Below are 20,435 nucleotides of genomic sequence, written 5' to 3'. Positions count from 1 at the left end.
GGACTCCAGTCCTGGTCCCTGGTGGGGTGGCGTGAGCCACCCCACCGCCAAGGGGTTCGGGAGCTCCCGGGCCCGAGTGTGTAGACGAAAGTCAGTCAGATTCTCAAGGAGAGAACCAGTGGCTAAGGCCAAGTTCGAGCGGACCAAGCCGCACATGAACATCGGCACCATTGGGCACATCGACCACGGCAAGACCACGCTGACCGCGGCGATCACCAAGGTGCTTCACGACCGTTTCCCCGAGCTCAACAAGGCGACCCCGTTCGACAAGATCGACAAGGCGCCCGAGGAGAAGGCTCGCGGAATCACGATCTCCATCGCGCACGTCGAGTACCAGACCGAGAAGCGTCACTACGCTCACGTCGACTGCCCCGGTCACGCCGACTACGTGAAGAACATGATCACCGGTGCTGCCCAGATGGACGGCGCCATCCTGGTGGTCGCCGCCACTGACGGCCCGATGCCGCAGACGAAGGAGCACGTCCTCCTGGCCCGCCAGGTCGGCGTTCCCTACATCGTCGTGGCGCTCAACAAGTCCGACATGGTGGACGACGAGGAGATCCTGGAGCTCGTCGAGCTCGAGGTCCGTGAGCTCCTGTCCGCTCAGGAGTTCCCCGGCGACGACCTGCCGGTCGTCCGCGTCTCCGCGCTCAAGGCTCTTGAGGGCGACGAGAAGTGGGCCGACAGCATCATCGAGCTGATGAACGCCGTGGACGAGAACGTCCCCGAGCCCCCGCGTGAGACGGAGAAGCCGTTCCTCATGCCGGTCGAGGACGTCTTCTCGATCACCGGTCGCGGCACCGTCGTCACCGGTCGTATCGAGCGCGGCATCGTCAAGGTCAACGAGCAGGTCGACATCATCGGCATCAAGCCGGAGAAGACCACGACCACCGTCACCAGCATCGAGATGTTCAACAAGATGCTCGACGAGGGTCACGCGGGCGACAACGCCGCCCTGCTGCTGCGTGGCATCAAGCGCGACGACGTCGAGCGCGGCCAGTGCATCATCAAGCCGGGCACGACGACTCCGCACACCGAGTTCACCGGCCAGGTCTACATCCTGTCCAAGGACGAGGGCGGCCGTCACACGCCGTTCTTCAACAACTACCGTCCTCAGTTCTACTTCCGTACGACTGACGTGACCGGCGTGGTGAACCTCCCCGAGGGCACCGAGATGGTCATGCCGGGCGACAACACCGAAATGCGCGTTGAGCTGATCCAGCCCATCGCCATGGAGGAAGGCCTCAAGTTCGCGATCCGTGAGGGTGGCCGCACCGTCGGCGCCGGCCGGGTCGTGAAGATCCTCAAGTAGCGAGACCGTCGGGGCGGCGGTCGGCCCCGGACACCGGGACCGACCGCCGTACCACGTGAGGGCCCCATGCAAGGCGCCGTGATCCAGCAGTAGCTTCGGCCGGAATGTGACCGAAGTCACTGCCGGATCACGGAAGAAAAGGCAGATCGACTACGTCTGCCTCGTGGGGTTAATGCAGGTTCGACCTGCGTGAACACACAGCGGCACAAGGCCGCACGATACTTTTTCAGACGACAGCGAAGGACACCGAGGCCACTATGGCGGGACAGAAGATCCGCATCCGGCTTAAGGCCTATGACCACGAGGTCATCGACAGCTCGGCCAAGAAGATCGTCGAGACGGTGACGCGGACTGGCGCGAAGGTCGCGGGCCCGGTGCCGCTGCCGACCGAGAAGAACGTGTACTGCGTCATCCGCTCGCCGCACAAGTACAAGGACAGCCGCGAGCACTTCGAGATGCGCACGCACAAGCGGCTGATTGACATCATCGACCCGACCCCCAAGACCGTCGACTCGCTCATGCGGCTCGACCTTCCCGCGGGTGTCGACATTTCGATCAAGCTCTGAGGGAACGCACTGACATGGCTAAGACGATCAAGGGCGTCCTGGGCAAGAAGCTCGGCATGACCCAGGTCTTCGACGCGGACAACCGGCTCGTGCCGGTGACCGTGGTCGAGGCCGGTCCGTGCGTGGTGACCCGCGTCCGCACTCCTGAGAAGGACGGCTACTCCGCCGTTCAGCTCGGCTTCGGGCAGGTCGACCCCCGGAAGGTCAACAAGCCGCTCGGCGACTATCTGCGTAAGCACGACATCACCCCGCGCCGTTACTTCGCGGAGATCCGCACCGACGACGCGAACGACTACACCCTGGGCCAGGAGCTGCTGGCCGACACCTTCGAGGCCGGCCAGTTCGTCGACGTGACGGGCAAGAGCAAGGGCAAGGGCTTCGCCGGTGTCATGAAGCGGCACGGCTTCGGTGGTCTGGGCGCGTCGCACGGTACGCAGCGCAAGCACCGCTCGCCGGGTTCCATCGGTGGCTGCGCCACCCCGGGCCGCGTTTTCAAGGGTCTGCGCATGGCTGGCCGGATGGGTAACGTCCGCACCACCGTGCAGAGCCTCAAGGTTCACGCCGTGGACGCCGAGAAGGGCCTCATCCTGATCAAGGGTGCGATCCCCGGCGCCAACGGCAGCCTGGTCCTCGTCCGTACCGCTGCCAAGAAGGGGGCTTCCAAGTGAGCACCACTATCGACGTCCTCGACGCCAGCGGCGCGAAGGCCGGCACCGTTGACCTGCCCGAAGACATCTTCGGCGCCAAGGTCAACGTTCCGCTGATCCACCAGGTGGTCGTGGCCCAGCTCGCCGCTCGCCGGCAGGGCACCCACAAGGCCAAGTCCCGTGGTGAGGTCTCCGGCGGCGGCAAGAAGCCGTACCGCCAGAAGGGCACCGGCCGCGCCCGTCAGGGCTCGACCCGCGCGCCGCAGTTCACCGGCGGTGGCGTCGTCCACGGCCCCGTGCCGCGCGACTACTCGCAGCGCACGCCCAAGAAGATGAAGGCCGCCGCCCTGCGTGGCGCCCTCTCCGACCGGGCCGGCGGCGGTCGCGTGTACGTGGTGAGCTCCCTGGTCACGGGCGAGACGCCCAAGACCAAGGCCGCTCTGGAGGCCCTGCGCAAGATCACCCAGTCCGCCCGCGTCCTCGTCGTGGTCGACGCTGACGACGAGCTGACCTGGCTGAGCCTGCGCAACGCTCCCGAGGTCCACCTGCTGGACTCCGGGCAGCTCAACACCTACGACGTGCTCGTGCACGACGACGTGGTCTTCACCCAGGAGGCGTACGACCAGGTCGTGGCGCGGCTGAGTGGCGGGAAGGAAGACGCCTGATGGAGAAGATCGCCGACCCGCGCGACGTCATCATCAAGCCGGTCGTCTCTGAGAAGAGCTACGGGCTGATCGACGAGAACAACAAGTACACGTTCCTGGTGAAGACGACCGCGAACAAGACGGAGATCAAGATCGCCGTCGAGCAGATCTTCGGGGTCAAGGTCACCAGCGTGAACACCATCAACCGGCAGGGCAAGCGCAAGCGCACCCGCACCGGTTACGGCAAGCGTCCCGACACCAAGCGCGCGATCGTGAGCCTGGTGGAGGGCGATCGGATCGACATCTTCGGTCAGATCGGCTGACAGCCAAAGAAAGTGTGCGGGCTCCCCGAGAGCCCGCAGGGCTGAGACCGTCGCACTCCGGTGCGGCGGGCTCACCCATGTAACCGACGAAGGATGAACGAAAAAGATGGGCATCCGTAAGTACAAGCCGACGACTCCAGGTCGCCGCGGATCGAGTGTCTCGGACTTCGCCGAGATCACCCGCAGCACCCCTGAGAAGTCGTTGCTTGCGCCCCTTCACAGCAAGGGCGGCCGCAACGTACACGGCCGGGTCACCGCTCGCCACCAGGGCGGCGGTCACAAGCGCGCCTACCGGATCATCGACTTCCGTAGGCATGACAAGGACGGCATTCCGGCGAAGGTCGCTCACATCGAGTACGACCCCAACCGCACCGCCAACATCGCTCTGCTCCACTACGCCGACGGCGAGAAGCGCTACATCATCGCGCCCACCGGCATCAAGCAGGGTGACCGTATCGAGAACGGCCCCGGGGCCGACATCAAGCCGGGCAACTGCCTGCCGCTGCGCAACATCCCGACCGGTACCTTCATCCACGCGGTGGAGCTCCGTCCGGGCGGTGGCGCCAAGCTCGGTCGTTCCGCGGGCGCCCAGATCCAGCTCCTCGCCAAGGAGGGCCAGTACGCCACGCTGCGTATGCCGTCCGGTGAGATGCGCATGGTCGACGTGCGCTGCCGGGCGACGGTGGGCCAGGTCGGCAATGCCGAGCAGGCCAACATCAACTGGGGCAAGGCCGGCCGTATGCGGTGGAAGGGCAAGCGCCCGACCGTCCGCGGTGTCGCGATGAACCCCGTTGACCACCCGCACGGTGGTGGTGAGGGCAAGACCTCCGGTGGTCGCCACCCGGTGAACCCGAAGGGCAAGCCCGAGGGGCGCACGCGCCAGGCCAACAAGGCCAGCGACCGGCTGATCATCCGGCGCAGGAGCAAGAGGAAGAAGCGGTAGGAGCAGCCGAAATGCCACGTAGCCTTAAGAAGGGCCCCTTCGTGGACGGCCACCTTCAGAAGAAGGTCGACGTCCAGAACGAGAAGGGCACCAAGAACGTCATCAAGACGTGGTCGCGCCGCTCCATGATCGTTCCCGACATGCTCGGGCACACGATCGCCGTGCACGACGGCCGCAAGCACGTCCCGGTGTTCATCACCGAGTCGATGATCGGTCACAAGCTCGGAGAGTTCGCCCCGACGCGTACGTTCCGCAGCCACGTCAAGGAAGACCGCCGCAGCCGGCGGTAAGCGTCCCGAAAGTAGGAGAAGGCGATGGAAGCCAGGGCTCAGGCGCGGTTCGTCCGTGTCACGCCCCAGAAGGCCCGCCGCGTGGTGGACCTCATTCGCGGGCTGCCCGCTTCGGAGGCGCAGGCCGTGCTGCAGTTCGCTCCCCAGTCGGCGAGCGAGCCGATCTACAAGGTGCTCAACAGTGCGTTGGCGAACGCCGAGCACAACTTCGACCTCGACCCGCAGACGCTCGTCGTCAGCCGGGCCTGGGTCGACGAGGGCCCGACGCTGAAGCGGTTCCGCCCGCGTGCACAGGGTCGCGCCTATCGGATCAACAAGCGGACGAGCCACATCACCGTGATCGTGGAGTCCCGCGAGCCGAAGGGAAGGACCCGATAGTGGGCCAGAAGGTTAACCCGCACGGGTTCCGCCTCGGCATCACGACCGACTTCAAGAGCCGGTGGTACGCCGACAAGCTGTACAAGTCGTACGTCGCAGAGGACGTCGCGATCCGCCGCATGCTGCAGAAGGGCATGGAGCGGGCCGGCATCTCCAAGGTCGAGATCGAGCGCACCACGGATCGCGTGCAGGTGGACATCCACACCGCGCGTCCGGGCATCGTGATCGGCCGGCGCGGCGCCGAGGCGGACCGCATCCGCGGCGACCTGGAGAAGCTGACCAAGAAGCAGGTCCAGCTCAACATCCTCGAGGTGAAGAACCCCGAGATCGACGCGCAGCTCGTCGCGCAGGGCGTGGCCGAGCAGCTCTCCAGCCGTGTCTCGTTCCGCCGTGCCATGCGTAAGGCGATGCAGTCGGCCATGAAGTCCGGCGCCAAGGGCATCCGTGTCCAGTGCTCCGGTCGTCTGGGCGGCGCCGAGATGTCGCGGTCGGAGTTCTACCGCGAGGGCCGCGTGCCGCTGCACACCCTCCGCGCGGACATCGACTACGGCTTCTACGAGGCCCGCACCACCTTCGGCCGCATCGGCGTGAAGGTCTGGATCTACAAGGGTGAGGCTCCGACGAGCCGCGCCGAGCGCGAGGCGGCCGCCGCCGGTGCTCGTGCCGGCCAGCGTCGCGAGCGTGACGACCGCCGCGGTGGCGGCGGCGACCGTCCTCGCCGTGGTGGCGGTGACCGCCCCCGCCGTGGTGGCGGTGGCCGCGCCCCCCGTACCGAGGCGGCCGCTCAGGCCGCCCCCGAGACCGGCCCGGCTGCGCAGCCGGGTGCTGAAGGGAGCTGACCATGCTGATCCCGCGCAGGGTCAAGCACCGTAAGCAGCACCGGCCTGACCGCAGCGGAGCCGCCAAGGGCGGCACCAGGGTCGTGTTCGGCGAGTTCGGCATTCAGGCTGTTGAGCACTCTTACGTGACCAACCGTCAGATCGAGTCCGCTCGTATCGCCATGACCCGTCACATCCGCCGTGGCGGCAAGGTGTGGATCAACATCTACCCCGACCGTCCGCTCACCAAGAAGCCGGCCGAGACCCGCATGGGTTCCGGTAAGGGTTCTCCGGAGTGGTGGATCGCCAACGTCAAGCCCGGACGCGTGATGTTCGAGCTGTCCGGCGTGGCGGAGCCGATCGCGCGCGAGGCGCTTCAGCGCGCGATCCACAAGCTGCCGATGAAGTGCAAGATCGTTAAGCGTGAAGTGGGTGAGGCGTGATGGCTAAGGGCCTGACCGCCGGCGAGCTGCGGCTCGAGGACGAGGACACTCTCGTCCAGAAGCTGAAGGAGGCGAAGGAAGAACTGTTCAACCTTCGTTTCCAGGCGGCGACCGGTCAGTTGGAGAGCCACGGGCGGCTGCGCGCCGTCCGCCGCGAGATCGCCCGTATCTACACCGTGATGCGCGAGCGCGAGCTGGGCATCGTCACGGTCGAGAAGGAGACGAGCGATGGCTGAGACCGAGACCACCGAGACTGCCGAGACCGCCGAGACCGGCGCGCAGCGGAACTTCCGCAAGGTGCGTGAGGGCCTCGTCGTCAGCGACAAGATGGACAAGACCGTCGTCGTCGCCGTCGAGGACCGCGTCAAGCACCGTCTGTACGGCAAGGTCATCCGCCGTACGACCAAGTACAAGGCGCACGACGAGGCCAACGCCTGCGGCGTCGGCGACCGCGTGCTGCTGATGGAGACCCGTCCCATCTCCGCCACCAAGCGGTGGAGGGTCGTGGAGATCCTCGAGAAGGCCAAGTAAGGCCGGATCGGATGTACCGCGCCTCGTGGGGGCTCTGAGAGCCCCCATGACGGCGTCCAAGGACGCGGGGCGGCAAGCCCCGCGTCGCCTGCGGTGCGGCGCCCTGAGGGTGTTGTGGCCGTGGGAACAAGACAATGACAGGTTCCGCCAGGCTCAGAAATGAGAACCGGCGCGACTAACAGGAGTTGTAAACGTGATCCAGCAGGAGTCGCGGCTCAAGGTCGCCGACAACACGGGCGCGAAGGAGATCCTTTGCATCCGCGTTCTCGGTGGCTCGGGCCGACGCTACGCGGGTATCGGTGACGTCATCGTCGCCACAGTCAAGGACGCGCTGCCGGGCAGCACGGGCGTCAAGAAGGGCGACGTGGTCAAGGCCGTCATCGTCCGCACGGTCAAGGAGCGCCGCCGGCCCGACGGCTCCTACATCCGCTTCGACGAGAACGCCGCCGTCATCATCAAGGACAGCGGTGACCCTCGTGGCACCCGTATCTTCGGCCCGGTGGGCCGCGAGCTGCGTGACAAGAAGTTCATGCGGATCATCTCGCTCGCGCCGGAGGTGCTGTGATGCCGAAGTCGCTGCATGTGAAGAAGGGTGACCTGGTTCAGGTCATCGCGGGCAAGGACAAGGGTGCCAAGGGCCGTGTGATCGCCGCTCTCCCGCGCGAGGACCGCGTGGTGGTCGAGGGCATCAACATGATCAAGAAGCACACCAAGGAGACCCACCAGGGTCCGCGCGGCGCCAAGACCGGCGGCGTGCAGACCATGGAGGCTTCGATCCACGTCTCGAACGTGAAGAAGCTCAAGGACGACAAGCCCGCCGACACGAAGGCCGACGAGAAGAAGGCCGACGAGACGGGTGAGGACAGCTGATGACTGCCACGACCACTGAGACCGAGCGCCCCACGCCGCGACTCAAGACGAAGTACCGCGAGGAGATCGCGGCCCAGCTTCGCGAGCAGTTCGGCATCCAGAACGTCATGGAGATCCCGGCGCTCACCAAGATCAAGGTCAACATGGGTGTCGGCGAGGCCGCTCGCGACTCCAAGCTGATCGAGGGCGCCGTCCGCGACCTCACCTCGATCACCGGTCAGAAGCCGGCCGTCGTCCGGGCCCGCAAGTCCATCGCGCAGTTCAAGCTGCGCGAGGGCATGCCGATCGGCGCGCACGTCACGCTGCGCGGCGACCGGATGTGGGAGTTCCTCGACCGGCTGCTCGCGCTGGCCCTGCCCCGTATCCGGGACTTCCGCGGTCTGTCGCCGAAGCAGTTCGACGGCAACGGCAACTACACCTTCGGCCTGACCGAGCAGGTCATGTTCCACGAGGTCGACCAGGACAAGGTCGACCGGCCGCGGGGCATGGACATCACGGTCGTGACCACCGCGAAGACCGACGACCAGGGCCGGGCGCTGCTGAAGCTCCTCGGCTTCCCGTTCAAGGAGGCCTGATCCAATGGCGAAGAAGTCGCTGATCGCCAAGGCGGGGCGCAAGCAGAAGTTCGAGGTCCGGGCGTACACCCGTTGCTCGCGTTGTGGCCGGCCCCGCGCCGTCTACCGCAAGTTCGGGCTCTGCCGCGTGTGCTTCCGCGAGATGGCGCACCGGGGCGAGCTGCCCGGCATCACCAAGTCGAGCTGGTAGGTAACCTGGTGGGCGGCCCTGTGCCGCCCACTCAGGCACACATATTTTTCAGTACAAGACAGGACGTCTCCCCCGGGAGGCGTTCGTGACCGCGCCGAAGGTCCACCGGTAGAGCAGGGGCGAGGTAGCCGCAAGGCGGACTCGACCGGCAAAACTGCTTCACCGACTGGAAACCGCGGCGAGGAAGGCCACTGGCCATGACGATGACCGACCCGATCGCAGACATGCTCACGCGTCTGCGCAACGCGAATTCGGCGTACCACGACAGCGTGTCGATGCCGTACTCGAAGATCAAGGCGCACATCGCCGAGATCCTCCAGCAGGAGGGTTACATCCAGGCTTGGACCGTCGAAGACGCCAAGGTTGGCAAGAACCTCGTGGTGGAGCTCAAGTTCGGGCCTACCCGTGAGCGATCGCTCGCGGGCCTGCGCCGGGTTTCCAAGCCCGGTCTGCGGGTTTATGCGAAGAAGGACAACCTGCCTCGAGTCCTGGGCGGACTGGGCGTCGCGATCATCTCGACGTCCCACGGCCTCATGACCGACAAGCAGGCCGGCAAGCGTGGTGTGGGCGGGGAAGTCCTCGCCTACGTCTGGTAGAGGGGAGGAACACAGCATGTCGAGAATCGGACGGCTGCCCATCCCTGTGCCGAATGGCGTAGACATCACGATCAGCGGCCAGGATGTCCAGGTAAAGGGTCCGAAGGGCACGCTCACCCACACGGTGGCGGAGCCCATCAAGGTGGCGCGCGACGACGACGGCGCTGTCGCCGTCAGCCGGCCCAACGACGAGAACAAGGTCCGTGCGCTGCACGGCCTGTCCCGGACGTTGATCGCCAACATGGTGCAGGGCGTCACCCAGGGCTACTCCAAGAGCCTTGAGATCGTCGGTGTCGGTTACCGCGTTCAGGCCAAGGGCCCGACGCAGCTGGAGTTCTCACTGGGCTTCAGCCACCCGGTCGTCGTCGACGCCCCCGCGGGCGTCACCTTCCGCGTCGAGAAGCCGACCCTGTTCCACGTGGACGGCATCGACAAGCAGAAGGTCGGCGAGGTCGCGGCCAACATCCGCAAGTTGCGCAAGCCTGACCCGTACAAGGGCAAGGGCGTGCGCTACCAGGGCGAACAGATCCGCCGCAAGGTCGGAAAGGCTGGTAAGTAGGCATGGCTCCGAAGACTGCGTTCGGCAAGCACACGGCTGCTCGCGCCGTCTCGCGGGCCCGCCGGCACCGCCGCGTCCGCAAGTTCGTCGTCGGCACGGCCGCGCGTCCGCGCCTGGTCGTCAACCGCTCGACCCGTCACATGTTCGTCCAGATCGTGGACGACTCGGTCGGTCACACGCTGGTGAGCGCCTCCACCATGGACGTCTCGCTGCGCACGCTCGAGGCGGACAAGACCGAGAAGGCGAAGAAGGTCGGCGAGCTCCTCGCTCAGCGGGCCAAGGAAGCCGGGATCACCCAGGTCGTCTTCGACCGCGGTGGCAACCGCTACGCCGGGCGCATCGCCGCTCTGGCGGACAGCGCCCGCGAAGGTGGGCTCGAATTCTGATGACCGCAATTGAGATGAGGAACCACTGATGGCTGCAGCTCCGCGTCGCGGTGGCGGCACCGGTGGCGAGCGGCGGGACCGTCGTGACGATCGCCGCGGTGGCGCCGCCGACAAGGGCGTCTCGTACATCGAGCGCGTAGTGAAGATCAACCGAGTGGCCAAGGTCGTGAAGGGTGGTCGTCGCTTCAGCTTCACCGCCCTCGTCATCGTCGGTGACGGCAACGGCCTGGTCGGCGTCGGATACGGCAAGGCCAAGGAAGTGCCCGCGGCCATCGCCAAGGGCGTCGAAGAGGCCAAGAAGCACTTCTTCAAGGTGCCGCGGATCCAGGGCACCATCCCGCACACCGTGCAGGGCGAGGAGGCGGCCGGTGTCGTCTTCCTGCGTCCGGCCTCGGCCGGTACCGGCGTCATCGCCGGCGGCCCGGTGCGCGCGGTGCTGGAGTGCGCCGGCATCCACGACGTGCTGTCCAAGTCGCTCGGCTCGGACAACCCGATCAACATCGTGCACGCCACCGTGGCGGCTCTGAAGGGCCTGTCGCGCCCCGAGGAGATCGCCGCCCGCCGTGGCCTGCCGATCGAGGACGTCGCTCCGCCCTCCATGCTCAAGGCTCGCGCCGAGGGTCTGGCCGAGGCGGCGGCGGCGAAGGCGGTGAGCTAGTCATGGCACGCCTGAAGATCACTCAGGTTCGCTCGAAGATCGGTGGCAAGCAGAACCAGCGTGACTCGCTGCGTTCGCTTGGCCTGAAGCGAATCGGCGACGTCGTCGTCAAGGAGGACCGGCCCGAGATTCGCGGGATGGTCTCCGTGGTGACGCACCTCGTCGAGGTGGAAGAGGTCGACTAGTCATGACTGACAAGGCTCCGCTCAAGATTCACGACCTGCGTCCGGCCCCCGGCGCCAACAAGTCGAAGGTCCGCAAGGGCCGCGGCGAGGCGTCCAAGGGCAAGACGTCCGGTCGCGGCACCAAGGGCAGCCACGCCCGTACGACGGTTCCCCTCGGTTTCGAGGGTGGCCAGGTGCCGCTGCAGAGGCGTCTGCCGAAGCTCAAGGGCTTCTCCAACGCCCTGTTCAAGACGACCTACCAGGTCGTCAACCTCGACAGGCTCGGCGAGCTGTTCCCCGAGGGTGGCGAGGTCACCGTCGAGAATCTGGTCGCCAAGGGTGCTGTTCGCAAGAACCAGCTCGTGAAGGTGCTCGGCACCGGTGAGATCTCAGTCGCGGTGAACGTTACGGCTCACGCCTTCTCGTCCGCCGCGAAGGAGAAGATCGCCGCCGCCGGTGGTTCCGTTACCGAGCTGTAGTAACGCTATGACGAGGCGTGGGGGCTTTGACAATGGGCCCCCACGCCCGTAGTGCGTTAGAGTTCGCGAGACGGCAGGCTTCTGTCCGGCTCGTTTGACAATGAGACTTCAGATGGCAGATCCCCGCACCATCGCTAACTCACACCGCCGTAAAGGCGCGCAGGAGGGACCGTGCTGACCGCGTTTACCCGGGCGTTCCGGACACCGGACCTGCGCAAGAAGTTGCTCTTCACCCTGGGCATCATCGCGCTTTTCCGTCTGGGTTCGGTTCTTCCGACCCCGGGAGTCCACGTCCAGAACCTCGCCGCCTGTTTCGACCAGGCGCGTAGTGGCGACACCGGCAACATCTACGGGATGGTCCAGCTCTTCAGCGGCGGTGCGTTGCTGAAACTTTCGGTGTTCGCGCTGGGCATCATGCCGTACATCACCGCGAGCATCATCCTTCAGCTGCTCGTCGTGGTCATTCCGCGACTCGAAGCGCTGAAGAAGGAAGGCCAGTCCGGCCAGACGAAGATCACGCAGTATACGCGTTATCTGACGATCGGCCTCGCGATCCTGCAGTCCACCGCCTTCATCGCTCTGGCCCGCACCGGCCAGCTCTTCCCGAACTGCCAGCAGGAAGTGCTGCTCGACCCCGACAACATCTTCATGATCGTGACGATGGTGATCATCATGACCGCCGGCACGTCGGTGATCATGTGGCTCGGCGAGCTCATCACCGACCGGGGCGTCGGCAACGGCATGTCCATCCTGATCTTCACCCAGGTCGTCGCGGTCTTCCCCTCCGAGCTGGCCAACATCTTCTCGGCCAACAAGTTCACCTTCGCGGTCGTCATGGTGGTCGGCGTGTTCATGATCGCCGCGGTGGTCTTCGTCGAGCAGGCGCAGCGGCGCATCCCGGTGCAGTACGCCAAGCGGATGGTCGGCCGCAGGATGTACGGCGGCACTTCCACCTACATCCCGCTGAAGGTCAACCAGGCCGGCATCATCCCGGTGATCTTCGCGTCGTCCCTGCTCTACCTGCCGCAGCTCATCACCTCGCTCTTCCAGACGAGCGACAACGCGGTGATCACCTGGATCTCGCAGAACCTGGCCACCGGCGACACGCCCATCTACATGGCCACGTTCTTCCTGCTGATCATCTTCTTCACGTACTTCTACGTGTCGATTACCTTCAACCCCACTGAAGTCGCCGACAACATGAAGAAGTACGGTGGTTTCATTCCGGGCATCCGCCCCGGCCGGCCGACGGCTGAATACCTGAACTTCGTGCTCACTCGTCTGACCGCGCCTGGCTCGCTCTATCTGGGCCTGATCTCCATGGTCCCGATCGTCGCGCTGGCGGTGTCCGGTGCGAGCCAGAACTTCCCGTTCGGAGGGACGAGTATTCTGATCATGGTAGGCGTCGGCCTGGACACGGTTAAGCAGATCGAGAGCCAGCTTCAGCAGCGTAACTACGAAGGTTTCCTGCGGTAGTGCGTCTCGTTCTGGTCGGGCCCCCCGGAGCGGGTAAGGGGACACAGGCCCAGTACATCGCATCGAACCTGTCCATCCCGAAAATATCGACAGGGGACATCTTCCGTGCCAACGTCTCGGGCGGCACGGACCTTGGCAAGCTGGCCAAGACGTACATGGACCGTGGCGACCTGGTGCCCGACGAGGTCACCATCGCCATGGTCCGCGACCGTCTGTCCGAGGACGACGCGCAGGACGGGTTCCTGCTCGACGGCTTCCCGAGGAACGTCGCACAGGCGGAGATCCTGCGCGACATGCTCAAGGACTGGGGCCAGGCGCTCGATCTCGTACTCGAGCTTGTCGTGGACGACGACGAGGTGGTCAGGCGGCTCGCCGGCCGGCGCACCTGCAGCCAGTGCGGCCGCATCTGGCACGTCGAGTTCGACGACAAGAAGGATGACAAGTGCGACGCGTGCGGGGGCGCGCTGTTCCAGCGGGACGACGACAAGGAGGAGACCGTCAGGCACCGCCTGGAGGTCTACCAGGTGCAGACGTCGCCGCTGGTGTCCTACTACGCCGACGAGGGCATCCTCGTGGGCGTTGACGCGACAGGGCCGGTCGAGGAGGTCACTCAGCGGGCCATGGACGCGATCCGGCCGTTCCTGGGTTAGCCCATACGACCGATTTGCGGAGGTGGCACGGGTTTCCGTGCCACCTCGCGGCTATTGTGGGGGGAATGGGGCCCCCGCTGCGGCCCGTTGAGACCCAGGGGGGCGGAAGATGTTCAGACGTAACAGACACGGCATCCAGATCAAGTCGCCGGAGCAGCTCGAGAAGATGCGCGGGGCGGGCCTGGTGGTCGGGCGCACGCTCGACCTGCTGAAGCGGTCGGTGGAGCCCGGCATGACGCCGCTCGACCTCGACGTCATCGCCGAGAAGGCGATCAGGGGCGAGGGCGCGATCCCGTCGTTCAAGGGCTACCAGGGCTTTCCCGCCACGATCTGCGCGTCGGTCAACGACGAGGTGGTGCACGGCATCCCCACCGACGCCCGCAAGCTGCGCGAGGGCGACGTCATCTCGATCGACTGCGGCGCGATCCTGGAGGGCTGGCACGGCGACTCCGCCGTCACCGTCCCGGTGGGCGAGGTGGACCCGAAGCTGGCCGAGCTGATGCGGGTCACCGAGGAGGCCATGTGGCGCGGCATCGCCGCGCTGAAGCCCGGACGGCACCTGTCCGACATCGGCCACGAGATCGAGCGGTACGTGAAGTCTCAGGGCCGCTACGGCATTCCTCCGGAGTACGGCGGCCACGGCATCGGCACCGAGATGCACATGGACCCCTGGATCGCCAACCACGGCAAGCCCGGCCGGGGCCCGACGCTCGAAGAGGGCATGTGCCTGGCCATCGAGCCCATGGTGAACCTGGGCACCGAGCGCACCCGCGTGCTGGCCGACGACTGGACCGTGGTGACGATCGACGGCAAGCACTCCGCACACTTCGAACACAGCGTCGCGGTGACACATAATGGTCCTTGGGTGCTTACCGCCCTAGATGGGGGCGAATCGCGCCTGGCGCAATCGCACAACTAGCCGGGAGTGGGTGGGATGGCCAACAGCCCCGAGATGCGTGCCTCCGACGCCGACCGTGACCGGGTCGCCGCCATCCTCCGCGAACACACCGCGCAGGGTCGCATCACGATGGACGAGTTCAACGAGCGGCTCGAGAGCCTCTACAAGTGCAAGACCTACGCTGAGCTGGCCAGGCTCACGGTCGACCTGCCCGACGTCGACCTGCGGAACCTGCCGGTCAAGGCTGCCGAGACGCCGGTGCCGGATCGGAAGGGCATGCACTCCGGCATGGTGGCGGCCTGGAGCGCCTGGGCGGCGGCCAGCGGCATCAACTGGGTGATCTGGCTGATCGTGACCATCACGTCGGGTCATGCGATCTACCCGTGGCCGCTGTGGGTGATGGGCCCGTGGGGCGTGATCCTGCTGGTGAGCACCGTCTTCGGGAACAATCAGCCGAAGCGCACCTAGGGCCGGGACACGGCCGGCCCGCCGTGGGGTCTCCGGCGGGCGCCGCGCCGCACGTGGGGCGGTCGGGTTGGGGTGTGGGGTACACTCAATCGTGGTTGTGTCAGGACACCTGGCACGCGTTTCGCGTTTTGGGCTCAGGTGTCGTACACTCCTTAGTCGGCTCACTATGACTTATCACGCGTCGACGGTTCTTTGTCGGCCGTCGCTCTCTTCGAAGCGTGAAGGTCGCGGCTGCGTAGTGAACCGGAGCCTCAGACGACCGATCAGTGAAACGCGAGGAATTTTGGCCAAGAAAGACGGCGCCATCGAGATCGAGGGCACTGTGGTCGAATCGCTCCCGAACGCCATGTTCCGGGTGCAGCTCGACAACGGCCACAAAGTCCTGGCCCACATCAGCGGACGGATGCGGATGCACTACATCCGAATTCTGCCGGACGACAGGGTTGTCGTTGAACTGAGCCCCTACGACCTGAGTCGCGGGCGGATCGTCTACCGATACAAGTAAAGACGTCTGAGGACACGAAGGACAATGAAGGTAAAGCCGAGCGTCAAGAAGATCTGCGACAAGTGCAAGGTGATTCGCCGGCACGGTCGCGTCATGGTGATCTGCGACAACCTGCGCCACAAGCAGCGTCAGGGTTAGTCGCCGCAAGGCTTCTCCGAGTCCGCCCCGGAAGGGTGCGGGCTCGACGTATGAGGAGCCTGCATCAGTAGTCGCGTCTCACACCTGGACAGGCGGGCCCGCACGTCGGGTTCGAACCGTTCTGGAGACCCCCGGTCGGAGGCCGGGGCCCTCACCCCGGGCATTGGGGAGGGGTAGTGCGGCGTAAGACCTCCGCCAAAAAGAAGGAGAATGCCCGACCATGGCTCGCCTGGTTGGCGTCGACCTCCCCCGCGAGAAGCGGCTGGAGATCGCTCTCACCTACATCTACGGAATCGGCCGCACCCGCGCCCACGAGATCCTCGAGGCGACCGGTGTGAGCGGCGACATGCGTGTGCACCAGCTCACCGACACTGAGCTCGTCCCGATGCGTGACTACATCGAGGCGAACTACAAGATCGAGGGTGACCTGCGCCGCGAGGTCCAGGCCGACATCCGTCGCAAGATCGAAATCGGTTGCTACCAGGGCATCCGGCACCGCAAGGGCCTGCCCGTGCACGGTCAGCGCACGCAGACCAACGCGCGCACCCGCAAGGGCAAGAAGAAGACCGTCGCCGGCAAGAAGAAGCCCGGTAAGAAGTAGTCCACGCAGCCGCGGGACCGAAGACCTCAGGAGTGAAGGCAAAGTATGCCTCCTAAGAGCCGCCAGGGCGCGCCGAAGAAGGTGCGCCGCAAGGAGAAGAAGAACGTCGCTCACGGGCACGCCCACATCAAGAGCACGTTCAACAACACGATCGTCTCGATCACCGACCCGAACGGGAACGTGATCTCCTGGGCCAGCGCCGGCCACGTGGGTTTCAAGGGCTCCCGTAAGTCCACCCCGTTCGCCGCCCAGATGGCCGCCGAGAACGCCGCTCGCCGCGCCATGGAGCACGGCATGCGCAAGGTCGACGTCTTCGTCAAGGGTCCGGGCTCCGGCCGTGAGACCGCGATCCGCTCGCTGCAGGCCACCGGCCTCGAAGTGGGCTCGATCCAGGACGTCACCCCGGTTCCGCACAACGGTTGCCGGCCGCCGAAGCGCCGCCGCGTCTGAATTAGCCCAGGAGATAGTGAGAAATGGCTCGTTACACGGGCGCGGACTGCAAGCTGTGCCGCCGGGAGAAGACCAAGCTCTTCCTCAAGGGCAGCAAGTGCGAGTCCGCCAAGTGCCCCATTGAGATCCGTCCTTACCCGCCGGGTGAGCACGGTCGCGGACGTCCCAAGGAGTCCGAGTACCAGCTTCAGCTTCGCGAGAAGCAGAAGACCCGCCGCATCTACGGCGTCCTCGAGAAGCAGTTCCACAACTACTACGAGGAGGCCGCGGGCCGGACGGGCAAGTCGGGCGAGGTGCTGCTCCAGATCCTGGAGAGCCGTCTCGACAACGTCGTCTACCGCGCCGGTTTCGCGCAGTCGCGTGACGCCGCCCGCCAGCAGGTCCGTCACGGGCACTTCCTCGTGAACGGCAAGAAGGTGGACATCCCGTCGTACCGCGTTCGCGAGCACGACATCATCGAGGTCCGCGAGACCAAGCGCAGCCTGCTGCCGTACGAGGTGGCCCGCGCCACCGCCGGCGAGCGCACGGTTCCCGCGTGGCTCGGCGTCGTGCCGGACAAGCTCCGCGTCCTGGTTCACCAACTGCCGGTTCGCCAGCAGATCGACACCCAGGTCCAGGAGCAGCTCATCGTCGAGTACTACTCGAAGTAAGTAGTCACTCGTCCGGTCGGGGTACGGCATGCCGTACCCCGACTAGGCTGTTTATCGGAGTGGCGTCATATAGCGGGCGCCACACGAAAAAGGGGAGATCCCAACATGCTGATCGCTCAGCGCCCGACTCTTCTCGAAGAGTCGATCGAGGAGACCCGGTCCCGGTTCGTCATCGAGCCGCTGGAGCCGGGTTTCGGCTACACCATCGGCAACTCGCTGCGCCGCACGCTGCTGTCGTCCATTCCGGGCGCGGCCGTGACGAGCATTCGCATCGAGGGCGTGCTGCACGAGTTCTCGACCGTCCCCGGGGTCAAGGAAGACGTCACCGACATCATCCTCAACCTCAAGGAACTGGTCGTCTCCTCCGAGCACGACGAGCCGGTCGTGATGTACCTGCGCAAGCAGGGCCCGGGTGAGGTCACCGCCGCCGACATCGCGCCGCCGGCCGGTGTCGAGGTGCACAACCCCGAGCTGCGCATCGCCACGCTCAACGGCAAGGCGAAGCTGGAGATGGAGCTGACCGTCGAGCGCGGTCGCGGCTACGTCTCCGCCGCCCAGAACAAGCAGCCGGGCCAGGAGATCGGCCGGATTCCGATCGACTCGATCTACTCCCCGGTGCTCAAGGTCACCTACAAGGTCGAGGCGACCCGAGTCGAGCAGCGCACCGACTTCGACCGTCTCATCCTCGACGTCGAGACCAAGCCCGCGATGAAGCCCCGCGACGCGGTGGCCTCCGCCGGCAAGACCCTCGTCGAGCTCTTCGGCCTGGCCCGTGAGCTCAACGTCGAGGCCGAGGGCATCGACATCGGCCCGTCGCCGACCGACGCGGCCCTGGCCGCCGATCTGGCGCTGCCGATCGAGGAGCTGAACCTCACCGTCCGCTCCTACAACTGCCTCAAGCGCGAGGGCATCCACACCGTGGGTGAGCTCGTCGCCCGCAGCGAGCAGGACCTGCTCGACATCCGCAACTTCGGCGCCAAGTCGATCGAAGAGGTCAAGCAGAAGCTGCACGAGATGTCGCTGGCGCTGAAGGACTCCCCGCCCGGGTTCGACCCGAGCGCGGTGGCCGGTGGCGGCTACGACGACGACGACAGCGCGTACGTCGAGACCGAGCAGTACTGACACCCAGTTAGCGCGGGCCCCCGAAGCGGGGGCCTGGCGGCCCGATCCCGGTACCTGGCACGGCCGGGGCGGGTGAACCCCAAGGAGAGATGACATGCCCAAGCCCACCAAGGGTGCACGTCTTGGCGGCAGCCCGGCGCACGAGCGGCTGATCCTGGCCAACCTGGCCACCGATCTGTTCCGCCACGGCAAGATCCGTACCACGGTCACGAAGGCCAAGCGCCTGCGTCCGCTGGCCGAGCGCCTGATCACCAAGGCGAAGAAGGGCGACATCCACAACCGGCGTCAGGTGCTGACCGTCGTCCGGGACAAGGGCGTCGTGCACCACCTGTTCACCGAGCTCGCGGTGACCTTCGCCGAGCGGCCCGGCGGCTACACCCGGATCACCAAGATCGGCGCGCGTAAGGGCGACAACGCCCCGATGGCGGTCATCGAGCTGGTGACCGAGCCGCTGAACGGCGTCACCACCCGCCGCGCCGAGGCCCCGGCCGACGCCCCCGCCGCTCCGGCGGAGGAGGAGACCAAGGCAGAGGCCCCCGAGGCCGTCGCCGAGGAGGCCGCCGAGGCCAAGGCCGAGGAGAGCAAGACCGAGGGCGCAGAGGCTCCGGCCGAGGCTCCCGAGGCGAAGAAGGACGAGGCCTGACCTTTCAGGCACAGGCTGGTTGAAGACGGGTCCGCATCCCCTCACGGGGGTCCGGGCCCGTTTTCCGTTTCAGGGAGGATCATCGTGGTACGGCTCCGCCTCGACCTGGCGTACGACGGGACCGGCTTCTCGGGGTGGGCCAGGCAGCCGGGGCTGCGTACGGTCCAGGGGGAGATCGAGCAGGCGCTCGGCCGGATCCTGCGCCTCGACGACCCGGCCGCGCTGACCGTGGCCGGGCGCACCGACGCGGGCGTGCACGCGCGGGGGCAGGTGGCCCACGTGGACGTGCCCGAGGCGTCTCTGGGCGAGCTCGACGGCAACCGGGGGCCCTTGAGCGTCGATGAGCGGCTCGCTGCGCTCGTCCGACGGCTCGGTGGGGTCCTGGAGTCGGATGTGCGGGTTCAGCGGGTCTCCGTGGCCCCTGAGGGCTTCGACGCCCGCTTCTCGGCGATGTTCCGGCGCTACGCCTACCGGGTGAGCGACGCTCCCGGCGGCGCCGATCCGCTGCTGCGGCACGAGGTGGTCTGGCACAACCGTCCGCTGGACCTCGGCCTGATGAACGCGGCCGCCGCCCGGCTGGTCGGCGAGCACGACTTCGCGGCGTTCTGCAAGAGGCGCGAAGGGGCCACGACGATCAGGGAGCTGCAGCGGCTGGCGTGGGTCAGGCGGCCCGACGGGGTGCTGGAGGCGACGGTCGTGGCCGACGCGTTCTGCCACTCGATGGTGCGGGCGCTGGTCGGGTCGCTGCTCGCGGCCGGTGACGGGCGGCGGCCCGCCGAGTGGCCCGGCCAGGTGCTGGTGCGGGCCGTACGCGACTCGGGGGTGCACGTCGCGCCCGCGCACGGGTTGTGCCTGGAGGAGGTCGGCTACCCGCCGGACGCGGAACTCGCCGCGCGGGCCCTGGCCACGCGGCGAGTGCGGACGGCCTCAGCCCTTGGTGACCCGGCGTTCGAGCACGAGTGAGGTCTCGTCCCGGAACGCGCCGCTGACCTTGGGCAACGTCTTGTCGTCGGCCGCCGGGGTGTGGCCGTCGGCGTGGGTGGCGTAGCTGAAGACGATGTAGCGGCCCCACACCAGGCCCGCCGCGTAGCCGCCCGCGATGTGCACCCGGTCGCCGCCCGATCCCGCGGGGCCGGGCAGGGGGCGGAACCAGACGTTGTGCGACAGGCTCTTCGCCTGGTCCGCGGCGGTGGCGGCGTCGTTGTCCGGCAGCACGGCGATGCCCGTGGTGACGGCGTAGCGGCGCTTGCCGTCGACGTACGTGGCCCGGAGCACGCGGGTGCACTTCCGGCCCTTGAGCGCGTCGGCGAACGCGCCCGTGGCCGCCTTGTCGCAGGTCGTCTCCATGTCGGCCTTGACCCTGGTGAACGTGGCCCCGGCCGCCGTCACCTTCCGCTTCGGGAACGCCTCCGACAGCGACAGCTTCTGCGGGTCGCTCTGCTCGGAGTCGAGCACGGACGCC

The 20,435-nt window shown here is 66.6% G+C and carries 35 protein-coding genes; 34 read left to right on the top strand and 1 reads right to left on the bottom strand.

Annotated features, from left to right (window positions below):
- The first annotated feature begins 118 nt into the window (after positions 1-118).
- The 34 genes from tuf to truA all read left to right on the top strand — a co-directional run bounded on the left by tuf (position 119) and on the right by truA (position 19,936).
- The gene (tuf, locus tag FAF44_RS36135) at positions 119-1,312 is read left to right on the top strand and encodes an elongation factor Tu (protein WP_237107837.1); all 1,194 of its coding nucleotides are present in this window, start codon (positions 119-121) and stop codon (positions 1,310-1,312) included.
- Positions 1,313-1,569: 257 nt separating this feature from the next.
- Positions 1,570-1,878 carry a 30S ribosomal protein S10 gene (gene rpsJ, locus FAF44_RS36130; RefSeq protein WP_012887830.1) on the top strand — a complete coding sequence of 103 codons (309 nt, stop codon included), beginning with the start codon at positions 1,570-1,572 and terminating at the stop codon, positions 1,876-1,878.
- 14 nt (positions 1,879-1,892) lie between these two features.
- The gene (gene rplC / locus FAF44_RS36125) at positions 1,893-2,546 is read left to right on the top strand and encodes a 50S ribosomal protein L3 (protein WP_237107836.1); all 654 of its coding nucleotides are present in this window, start codon (positions 1,893-1,895) and stop codon (positions 2,544-2,546) included.
- A complete protein-coding gene (gene rplD, locus FAF44_RS36120) occupies positions 2,543-3,190 on the top strand; it encodes a 50S ribosomal protein L4 (RefSeq protein WP_237107835.1) in 648 nt (215 codons plus the stop codon). Before rplC ends, rplD begins: the two co-directional genes overlap by 4 nt.
- The gene (gene rplW / locus FAF44_RS36115; protein WP_237107834.1) at positions 3,190-3,492 is read left to right on the top strand and encodes a 50S ribosomal protein L23; all 303 of its coding nucleotides are present in this window, start codon (positions 3,190-3,192) and stop codon (positions 3,490-3,492) included. The genes rplD and rplW overlap by 1 nt, the downstream gene beginning before the upstream one ends.
- A 106-nt stretch (positions 3,493-3,598) precedes the next feature.
- Positions 3,599-4,435: a 50S ribosomal protein L2 gene (gene rplB, locus FAF44_RS36110; protein WP_237107833.1), complete on the top strand. Its 837-nt coding sequence runs from the start codon at positions 3,599-3,601 to the stop codon at positions 4,433-4,435.
- Positions 4,436-4,446: 11 nt separating this feature from the next.
- Positions 4,447-4,725 carry a 30S ribosomal protein S19 gene (rpsS, locus tag FAF44_RS36105; protein ID WP_113701139.1) on the top strand — a complete coding sequence of 93 codons (279 nt, stop codon included), beginning with the start codon at positions 4,447-4,449 and terminating at the stop codon, positions 4,723-4,725.
- Between the two features lie 24 nt (positions 4,726-4,749).
- Positions 4,750-5,103, top strand: a complete 354-nt coding sequence (gene rplV / locus FAF44_RS36100; protein ID WP_237107832.1) for a 50S ribosomal protein L22 — start codon at positions 4,750-4,752, stop codon at positions 5,101-5,103.
- Positions 5,103-5,942 (top strand): 30S ribosomal protein S3, encoded by an 840-nt coding sequence (rpsC, locus tag FAF44_RS36095; RefSeq protein ID WP_237107831.1) that lies wholly within the window; start codon positions 5,103-5,105, stop codon positions 5,940-5,942. Before rplV ends, rpsC begins: the two co-directional genes overlap by 1 nt.
- Positions 5,943-5,944: 2 nt before the next feature.
- Positions 5,945-6,364: a 50S ribosomal protein L16 gene (gene rplP / locus FAF44_RS36090; RefSeq protein ID WP_080043233.1), complete on the top strand. Its 420-nt coding sequence runs from the start codon at positions 5,945-5,947 to the stop codon at positions 6,362-6,364.
- Positions 6,364-6,600 carry a 50S ribosomal protein L29 gene (gene rpmC / locus FAF44_RS36085; RefSeq protein WP_106253417.1) on the top strand — a complete coding sequence of 79 codons (237 nt, stop codon included), beginning with the start codon at positions 6,364-6,366 and terminating at the stop codon, positions 6,598-6,600. The genes rplP and rpmC overlap by 1 nt, the downstream gene beginning before the upstream one ends.
- Positions 6,593-6,895 (top strand): 30S ribosomal protein S17, encoded by a 303-nt coding sequence (rpsQ, locus tag FAF44_RS36080; protein ID WP_237107830.1) that lies wholly within the window; start codon positions 6,593-6,595, stop codon positions 6,893-6,895. The genes rpmC and rpsQ overlap by 8 nt, the downstream gene beginning before the upstream one ends.
- Positions 6,896-7,088: 193 nt before the next feature.
- Positions 7,089-7,460 (top strand): 50S ribosomal protein L14, encoded by a 372-nt coding sequence (gene rplN / locus FAF44_RS36075; protein ID WP_026214151.1) that lies wholly within the window; start codon positions 7,089-7,091, stop codon positions 7,458-7,460.
- Between the two features lie 11 nt (positions 7,461-7,471).
- A complete protein-coding gene (gene rplX, locus FAF44_RS36070) occupies positions 7,472-7,765 on the top strand; it encodes a 50S ribosomal protein L24 (RefSeq protein WP_237107840.1) in 294 nt (97 codons plus the stop codon).
- Positions 7,765-8,340, top strand: a complete 576-nt coding sequence (gene rplE / locus FAF44_RS36065; RefSeq protein WP_237107829.1) for a 50S ribosomal protein L5 — start codon at positions 7,765-7,767, stop codon at positions 8,338-8,340. Before rplX ends, rplE begins: the two co-directional genes overlap by 1 nt.
- A gap of 4 nt (positions 8,341-8,344) precedes the next feature.
- Positions 8,345-8,530 carry a type Z 30S ribosomal protein S14 gene (locus tag FAF44_RS36060; RefSeq protein WP_020542298.1) on the top strand — a complete coding sequence of 62 codons (186 nt, stop codon included), beginning with the start codon at positions 8,345-8,347 and terminating at the stop codon, positions 8,528-8,530.
- 197 nt (positions 8,531-8,727) lie between these two features.
- A complete protein-coding gene (gene rpsH, locus FAF44_RS36055) occupies positions 8,728-9,126 on the top strand; it encodes a 30S ribosomal protein S8 (protein WP_020542297.1) in 399 nt (132 codons plus the stop codon).
- A 16-nt stretch (positions 9,127-9,142) separates the two neighbouring features.
- On the top strand, positions 9,143-9,685 hold the full coding sequence (rplF, locus tag FAF44_RS36050) for a 50S ribosomal protein L6 (RefSeq protein WP_237107828.1): 543 nt from the start codon (positions 9,143-9,145) through the stop codon (positions 9,683-9,685).
- Positions 9,686-9,687: 2 nt separating this feature from the next.
- The gene (gene rplR / locus FAF44_RS36045; RefSeq protein ID WP_237107827.1) at positions 9,688-10,071 is read left to right on the top strand and encodes a 50S ribosomal protein L18; all 384 of its coding nucleotides are present in this window, start codon (positions 9,688-9,690) and stop codon (positions 10,069-10,071) included.
- 28 nt (positions 10,072-10,099) lie between these two features.
- Positions 10,100-10,729: a 30S ribosomal protein S5 gene (gene rpsE, locus FAF44_RS36040; RefSeq protein ID WP_237107826.1), complete on the top strand. Its 630-nt coding sequence runs from the start codon at positions 10,100-10,102 to the stop codon at positions 10,727-10,729.
- 2 nt (positions 10,730-10,731) lie between these two features.
- Complete coding sequence (gene rpmD, locus FAF44_RS36035) at positions 10,732-10,914, top strand: 50S ribosomal protein L30 (RefSeq protein WP_080043226.1); 183 nt, start codon at positions 10,732-10,734, stop codon at positions 10,912-10,914.
- Positions 10,915-10,916: 2 nt separating this feature from the next.
- The gene (rplO, locus tag FAF44_RS36030) at positions 10,917-11,372 is read left to right on the top strand and encodes a 50S ribosomal protein L15 (RefSeq protein ID WP_237107825.1); all 456 of its coding nucleotides are present in this window, start codon (positions 10,917-10,919) and stop codon (positions 11,370-11,372) included.
- Positions 11,373-11,543: 171 nt separating this feature from the next.
- On the top strand, positions 11,544-12,848 hold the full coding sequence (secY, locus tag FAF44_RS36025; protein WP_237107824.1) for a preprotein translocase subunit SecY: 1,305 nt from the start codon (positions 11,544-11,546) through the stop codon (positions 12,846-12,848).
- A complete protein-coding gene (locus FAF44_RS36020) occupies positions 12,848-13,498 on the top strand; it encodes an adenylate kinase (RefSeq protein WP_237107823.1) in 651 nt (216 codons plus the stop codon). Before secY ends, FAF44_RS36020 begins: the two co-directional genes overlap by 1 nt.
- Before the next feature lie 109 nt (positions 13,499-13,607).
- Positions 13,608-14,417 carry a type I methionyl aminopeptidase gene (map, locus tag FAF44_RS36015; protein ID WP_237107822.1) on the top strand — a complete coding sequence of 270 codons (810 nt, stop codon included), beginning with the start codon at positions 13,608-13,610 and terminating at the stop codon, positions 14,415-14,417.
- A gap of 15 nt (positions 14,418-14,432) precedes the next feature.
- Entirely contained in the window at positions 14,433-14,864 is a 432-nt protein-coding gene (locus FAF44_RS36010; protein WP_237107821.1) for a DUF1707 domain-containing protein, read from the top strand.
- 283 nt (positions 14,865-15,147) lie between these two features.
- Positions 15,148-15,369, top strand: coding sequence for a translation initiation factor IF-1 (infA, locus tag FAF44_RS36005; protein ID WP_012887858.1), 222 nt, complete (start codon positions 15,148-15,150; stop codon positions 15,367-15,369).
- A 24-nt stretch (positions 15,370-15,393) separates the two neighbouring features.
- The gene (rpmJ, locus tag FAF44_RS36000) at positions 15,394-15,507 is read left to right on the top strand and encodes a 50S ribosomal protein L36 (RefSeq protein WP_003956441.1); all 114 of its coding nucleotides are present in this window, start codon (positions 15,394-15,396) and stop codon (positions 15,505-15,507) included.
- Between the two features lie 220 nt (positions 15,508-15,727).
- Complete coding sequence (gene rpsM, locus FAF44_RS35995) at positions 15,728-16,108, top strand: 30S ribosomal protein S13 (protein WP_237107820.1); 381 nt, start codon at positions 15,728-15,730, stop codon at positions 16,106-16,108.
- A gap of 45 nt (positions 16,109-16,153) precedes the next feature.
- Positions 16,154-16,558, top strand: a complete 405-nt coding sequence (gene rpsK, locus FAF44_RS35990; protein ID WP_020542285.1) for a 30S ribosomal protein S11 — start codon at positions 16,154-16,156, stop codon at positions 16,556-16,558.
- Between the two features lie 23 nt (positions 16,559-16,581).
- On the top strand, positions 16,582-17,208 hold the full coding sequence (gene rpsD / locus FAF44_RS35985; RefSeq protein WP_237107819.1) for a 30S ribosomal protein S4: 627 nt from the start codon (positions 16,582-16,584) through the stop codon (positions 17,206-17,208).
- Between the two features lie 105 nt (positions 17,209-17,313).
- Positions 17,314-18,330 carry a DNA-directed RNA polymerase subunit alpha gene (locus FAF44_RS35980; RefSeq protein WP_237107818.1) on the top strand — a complete coding sequence of 339 codons (1,017 nt, stop codon included), beginning with the start codon at positions 17,314-17,316 and terminating at the stop codon, positions 18,328-18,330.
- A gap of 94 nt (positions 18,331-18,424) precedes the next feature.
- The gene (gene rplQ, locus FAF44_RS35975) at positions 18,425-18,973 is read left to right on the top strand and encodes a 50S ribosomal protein L17 (protein ID WP_237107817.1); all 549 of its coding nucleotides are present in this window, start codon (positions 18,425-18,427) and stop codon (positions 18,971-18,973) included.
- Positions 18,974-19,057: 84 nt separating this feature from the next.
- The gene (gene truA, locus FAF44_RS35970) at positions 19,058-19,936 is read left to right on the top strand and encodes a tRNA pseudouridine(38-40) synthase TruA (RefSeq protein WP_237107816.1); all 879 of its coding nucleotides are present in this window, start codon (positions 19,058-19,060) and stop codon (positions 19,934-19,936) included.
- Here truA and FAF44_RS35965 read toward each other — a convergent pair.
- Positions 19,901-20,435, bottom strand: a 535-nt coding sequence (locus tag FAF44_RS35965) for a hypothetical protein (RefSeq protein WP_237107815.1), incomplete at its 5' end; no start/stop codon positions are given. The two genes, truA and FAF44_RS35965, sit on opposite strands and share 36 nt — an antisense overlap.

It is taken from the genome of Nonomuraea sp. MG754425, from assembly GCF_021699195.1.
Lineage (GTDB): Bacteria > Actinomycetota > Actinomycetes > Streptosporangiales > Streptosporangiaceae > Nonomuraea.
This window is presented reverse-complemented; position numbering and strand designations above follow the sequence as displayed.

Coding starts and splice junctions, on each gene's coding strand:
- rpsJ (WP_012887830.1), top strand. CDS start 1,570: ATGGCGGGACAGAAGATCCGCATCCGGCTTAAGGCCTATGACCACGAG.
- rplC (WP_237107836.1), top strand. CDS start 1,893: ATGGCTAAGACGATCAAGGGCGTCCTGGGCAAGAAGCTCGGCATGACC.
- rplW (WP_237107834.1), top strand. CDS start 3,190: ATGGAGAAGATCGCCGACCCGCGCGACGTCATCATCAAGCCGGTCGTC.
- rplB (WP_237107833.1), top strand. CDS start 3,599: ATGGGCATCCGTAAGTACAAGCCGACGACTCCAGGTCGCCGCGGATCG.
- rpsS (WP_113701139.1), top strand. CDS start 4,447: ATGCCACGTAGCCTTAAGAAGGGCCCCTTCGTGGACGGCCACCTTCAG.
- rplV (WP_237107832.1), top strand. CDS start 4,750: ATGGAAGCCAGGGCTCAGGCGCGGTTCGTCCGTGTCACGCCCCAGAAG.
- rplP (WP_080043233.1), top strand. CDS start 5,945: ATGCTGATCCCGCGCAGGGTCAAGCACCGTAAGCAGCACCGGCCTGAC.
- rpmC (WP_106253417.1), top strand. CDS start 6,364: ATGGCTAAGGGCCTGACCGCCGGCGAGCTGCGGCTCGAGGACGAGGAC.
- rpsQ (WP_237107830.1), top strand. CDS start 6,593: ATGGCTGAGACCGAGACCACCGAGACTGCCGAGACCGCCGAGACCGGC.
- rplE (WP_237107829.1), top strand. CDS start 7,765: ATGACTGCCACGACCACTGAGACCGAGCGCCCCACGCCGCGACTCAAG.
- FAF44_RS36060 (WP_020542298.1), top strand. CDS start 8,345: ATGGCGAAGAAGTCGCTGATCGCCAAGGCGGGGCGCAAGCAGAAGTTC.
- rpsH (WP_020542297.1), top strand. CDS start 8,728: ATGACGATGACCGACCCGATCGCAGACATGCTCACGCGTCTGCGCAAC.
- rplF (WP_237107828.1), top strand. CDS start 9,143: ATGTCGAGAATCGGACGGCTGCCCATCCCTGTGCCGAATGGCGTAGAC.
- rplR (WP_237107827.1), top strand. CDS start 9,688: ATGGCTCCGAAGACTGCGTTCGGCAAGCACACGGCTGCTCGCGCCGTC.
- rpsE (WP_237107826.1), top strand. CDS start 10,100: ATGGCTGCAGCTCCGCGTCGCGGTGGCGGCACCGGTGGCGAGCGGCGG.
- rpmD (WP_080043226.1), top strand. CDS start 10,732: ATGGCACGCCTGAAGATCACTCAGGTTCGCTCGAAGATCGGTGGCAAG.
- rplO (WP_237107825.1), top strand. CDS start 10,917: ATGACTGACAAGGCTCCGCTCAAGATTCACGACCTGCGTCCGGCCCCC.
- map (WP_237107822.1), top strand. CDS start 13,608: ATGTTCAGACGTAACAGACACGGCATCCAGATCAAGTCGCCGGAGCAG.
- FAF44_RS36010 (WP_237107821.1), top strand. CDS start 14,433: ATGGCCAACAGCCCCGAGATGCGTGCCTCCGACGCCGACCGTGACCGG.
- rpmJ (WP_003956441.1), top strand. CDS start 15,394: ATGAAGGTAAAGCCGAGCGTCAAGAAGATCTGCGACAAGTGCAAGGTG.
- rpsM (WP_237107820.1), top strand. CDS start 15,728: ATGGCTCGCCTGGTTGGCGTCGACCTCCCCCGCGAGAAGCGGCTGGAG.
- rpsK (WP_020542285.1), top strand. CDS start 16,154: ATGCCTCCTAAGAGCCGCCAGGGCGCGCCGAAGAAGGTGCGCCGCAAG.
- rpsD (WP_237107819.1), top strand. CDS start 16,582: ATGGCTCGTTACACGGGCGCGGACTGCAAGCTGTGCCGCCGGGAGAAG.
- FAF44_RS35980 (WP_237107818.1), top strand. CDS start 17,314: ATGCTGATCGCTCAGCGCCCGACTCTTCTCGAAGAGTCGATCGAGGAG.
- rplQ (WP_237107817.1), top strand. CDS start 18,425: ATGCCCAAGCCCACCAAGGGTGCACGTCTTGGCGGCAGCCCGGCGCAC.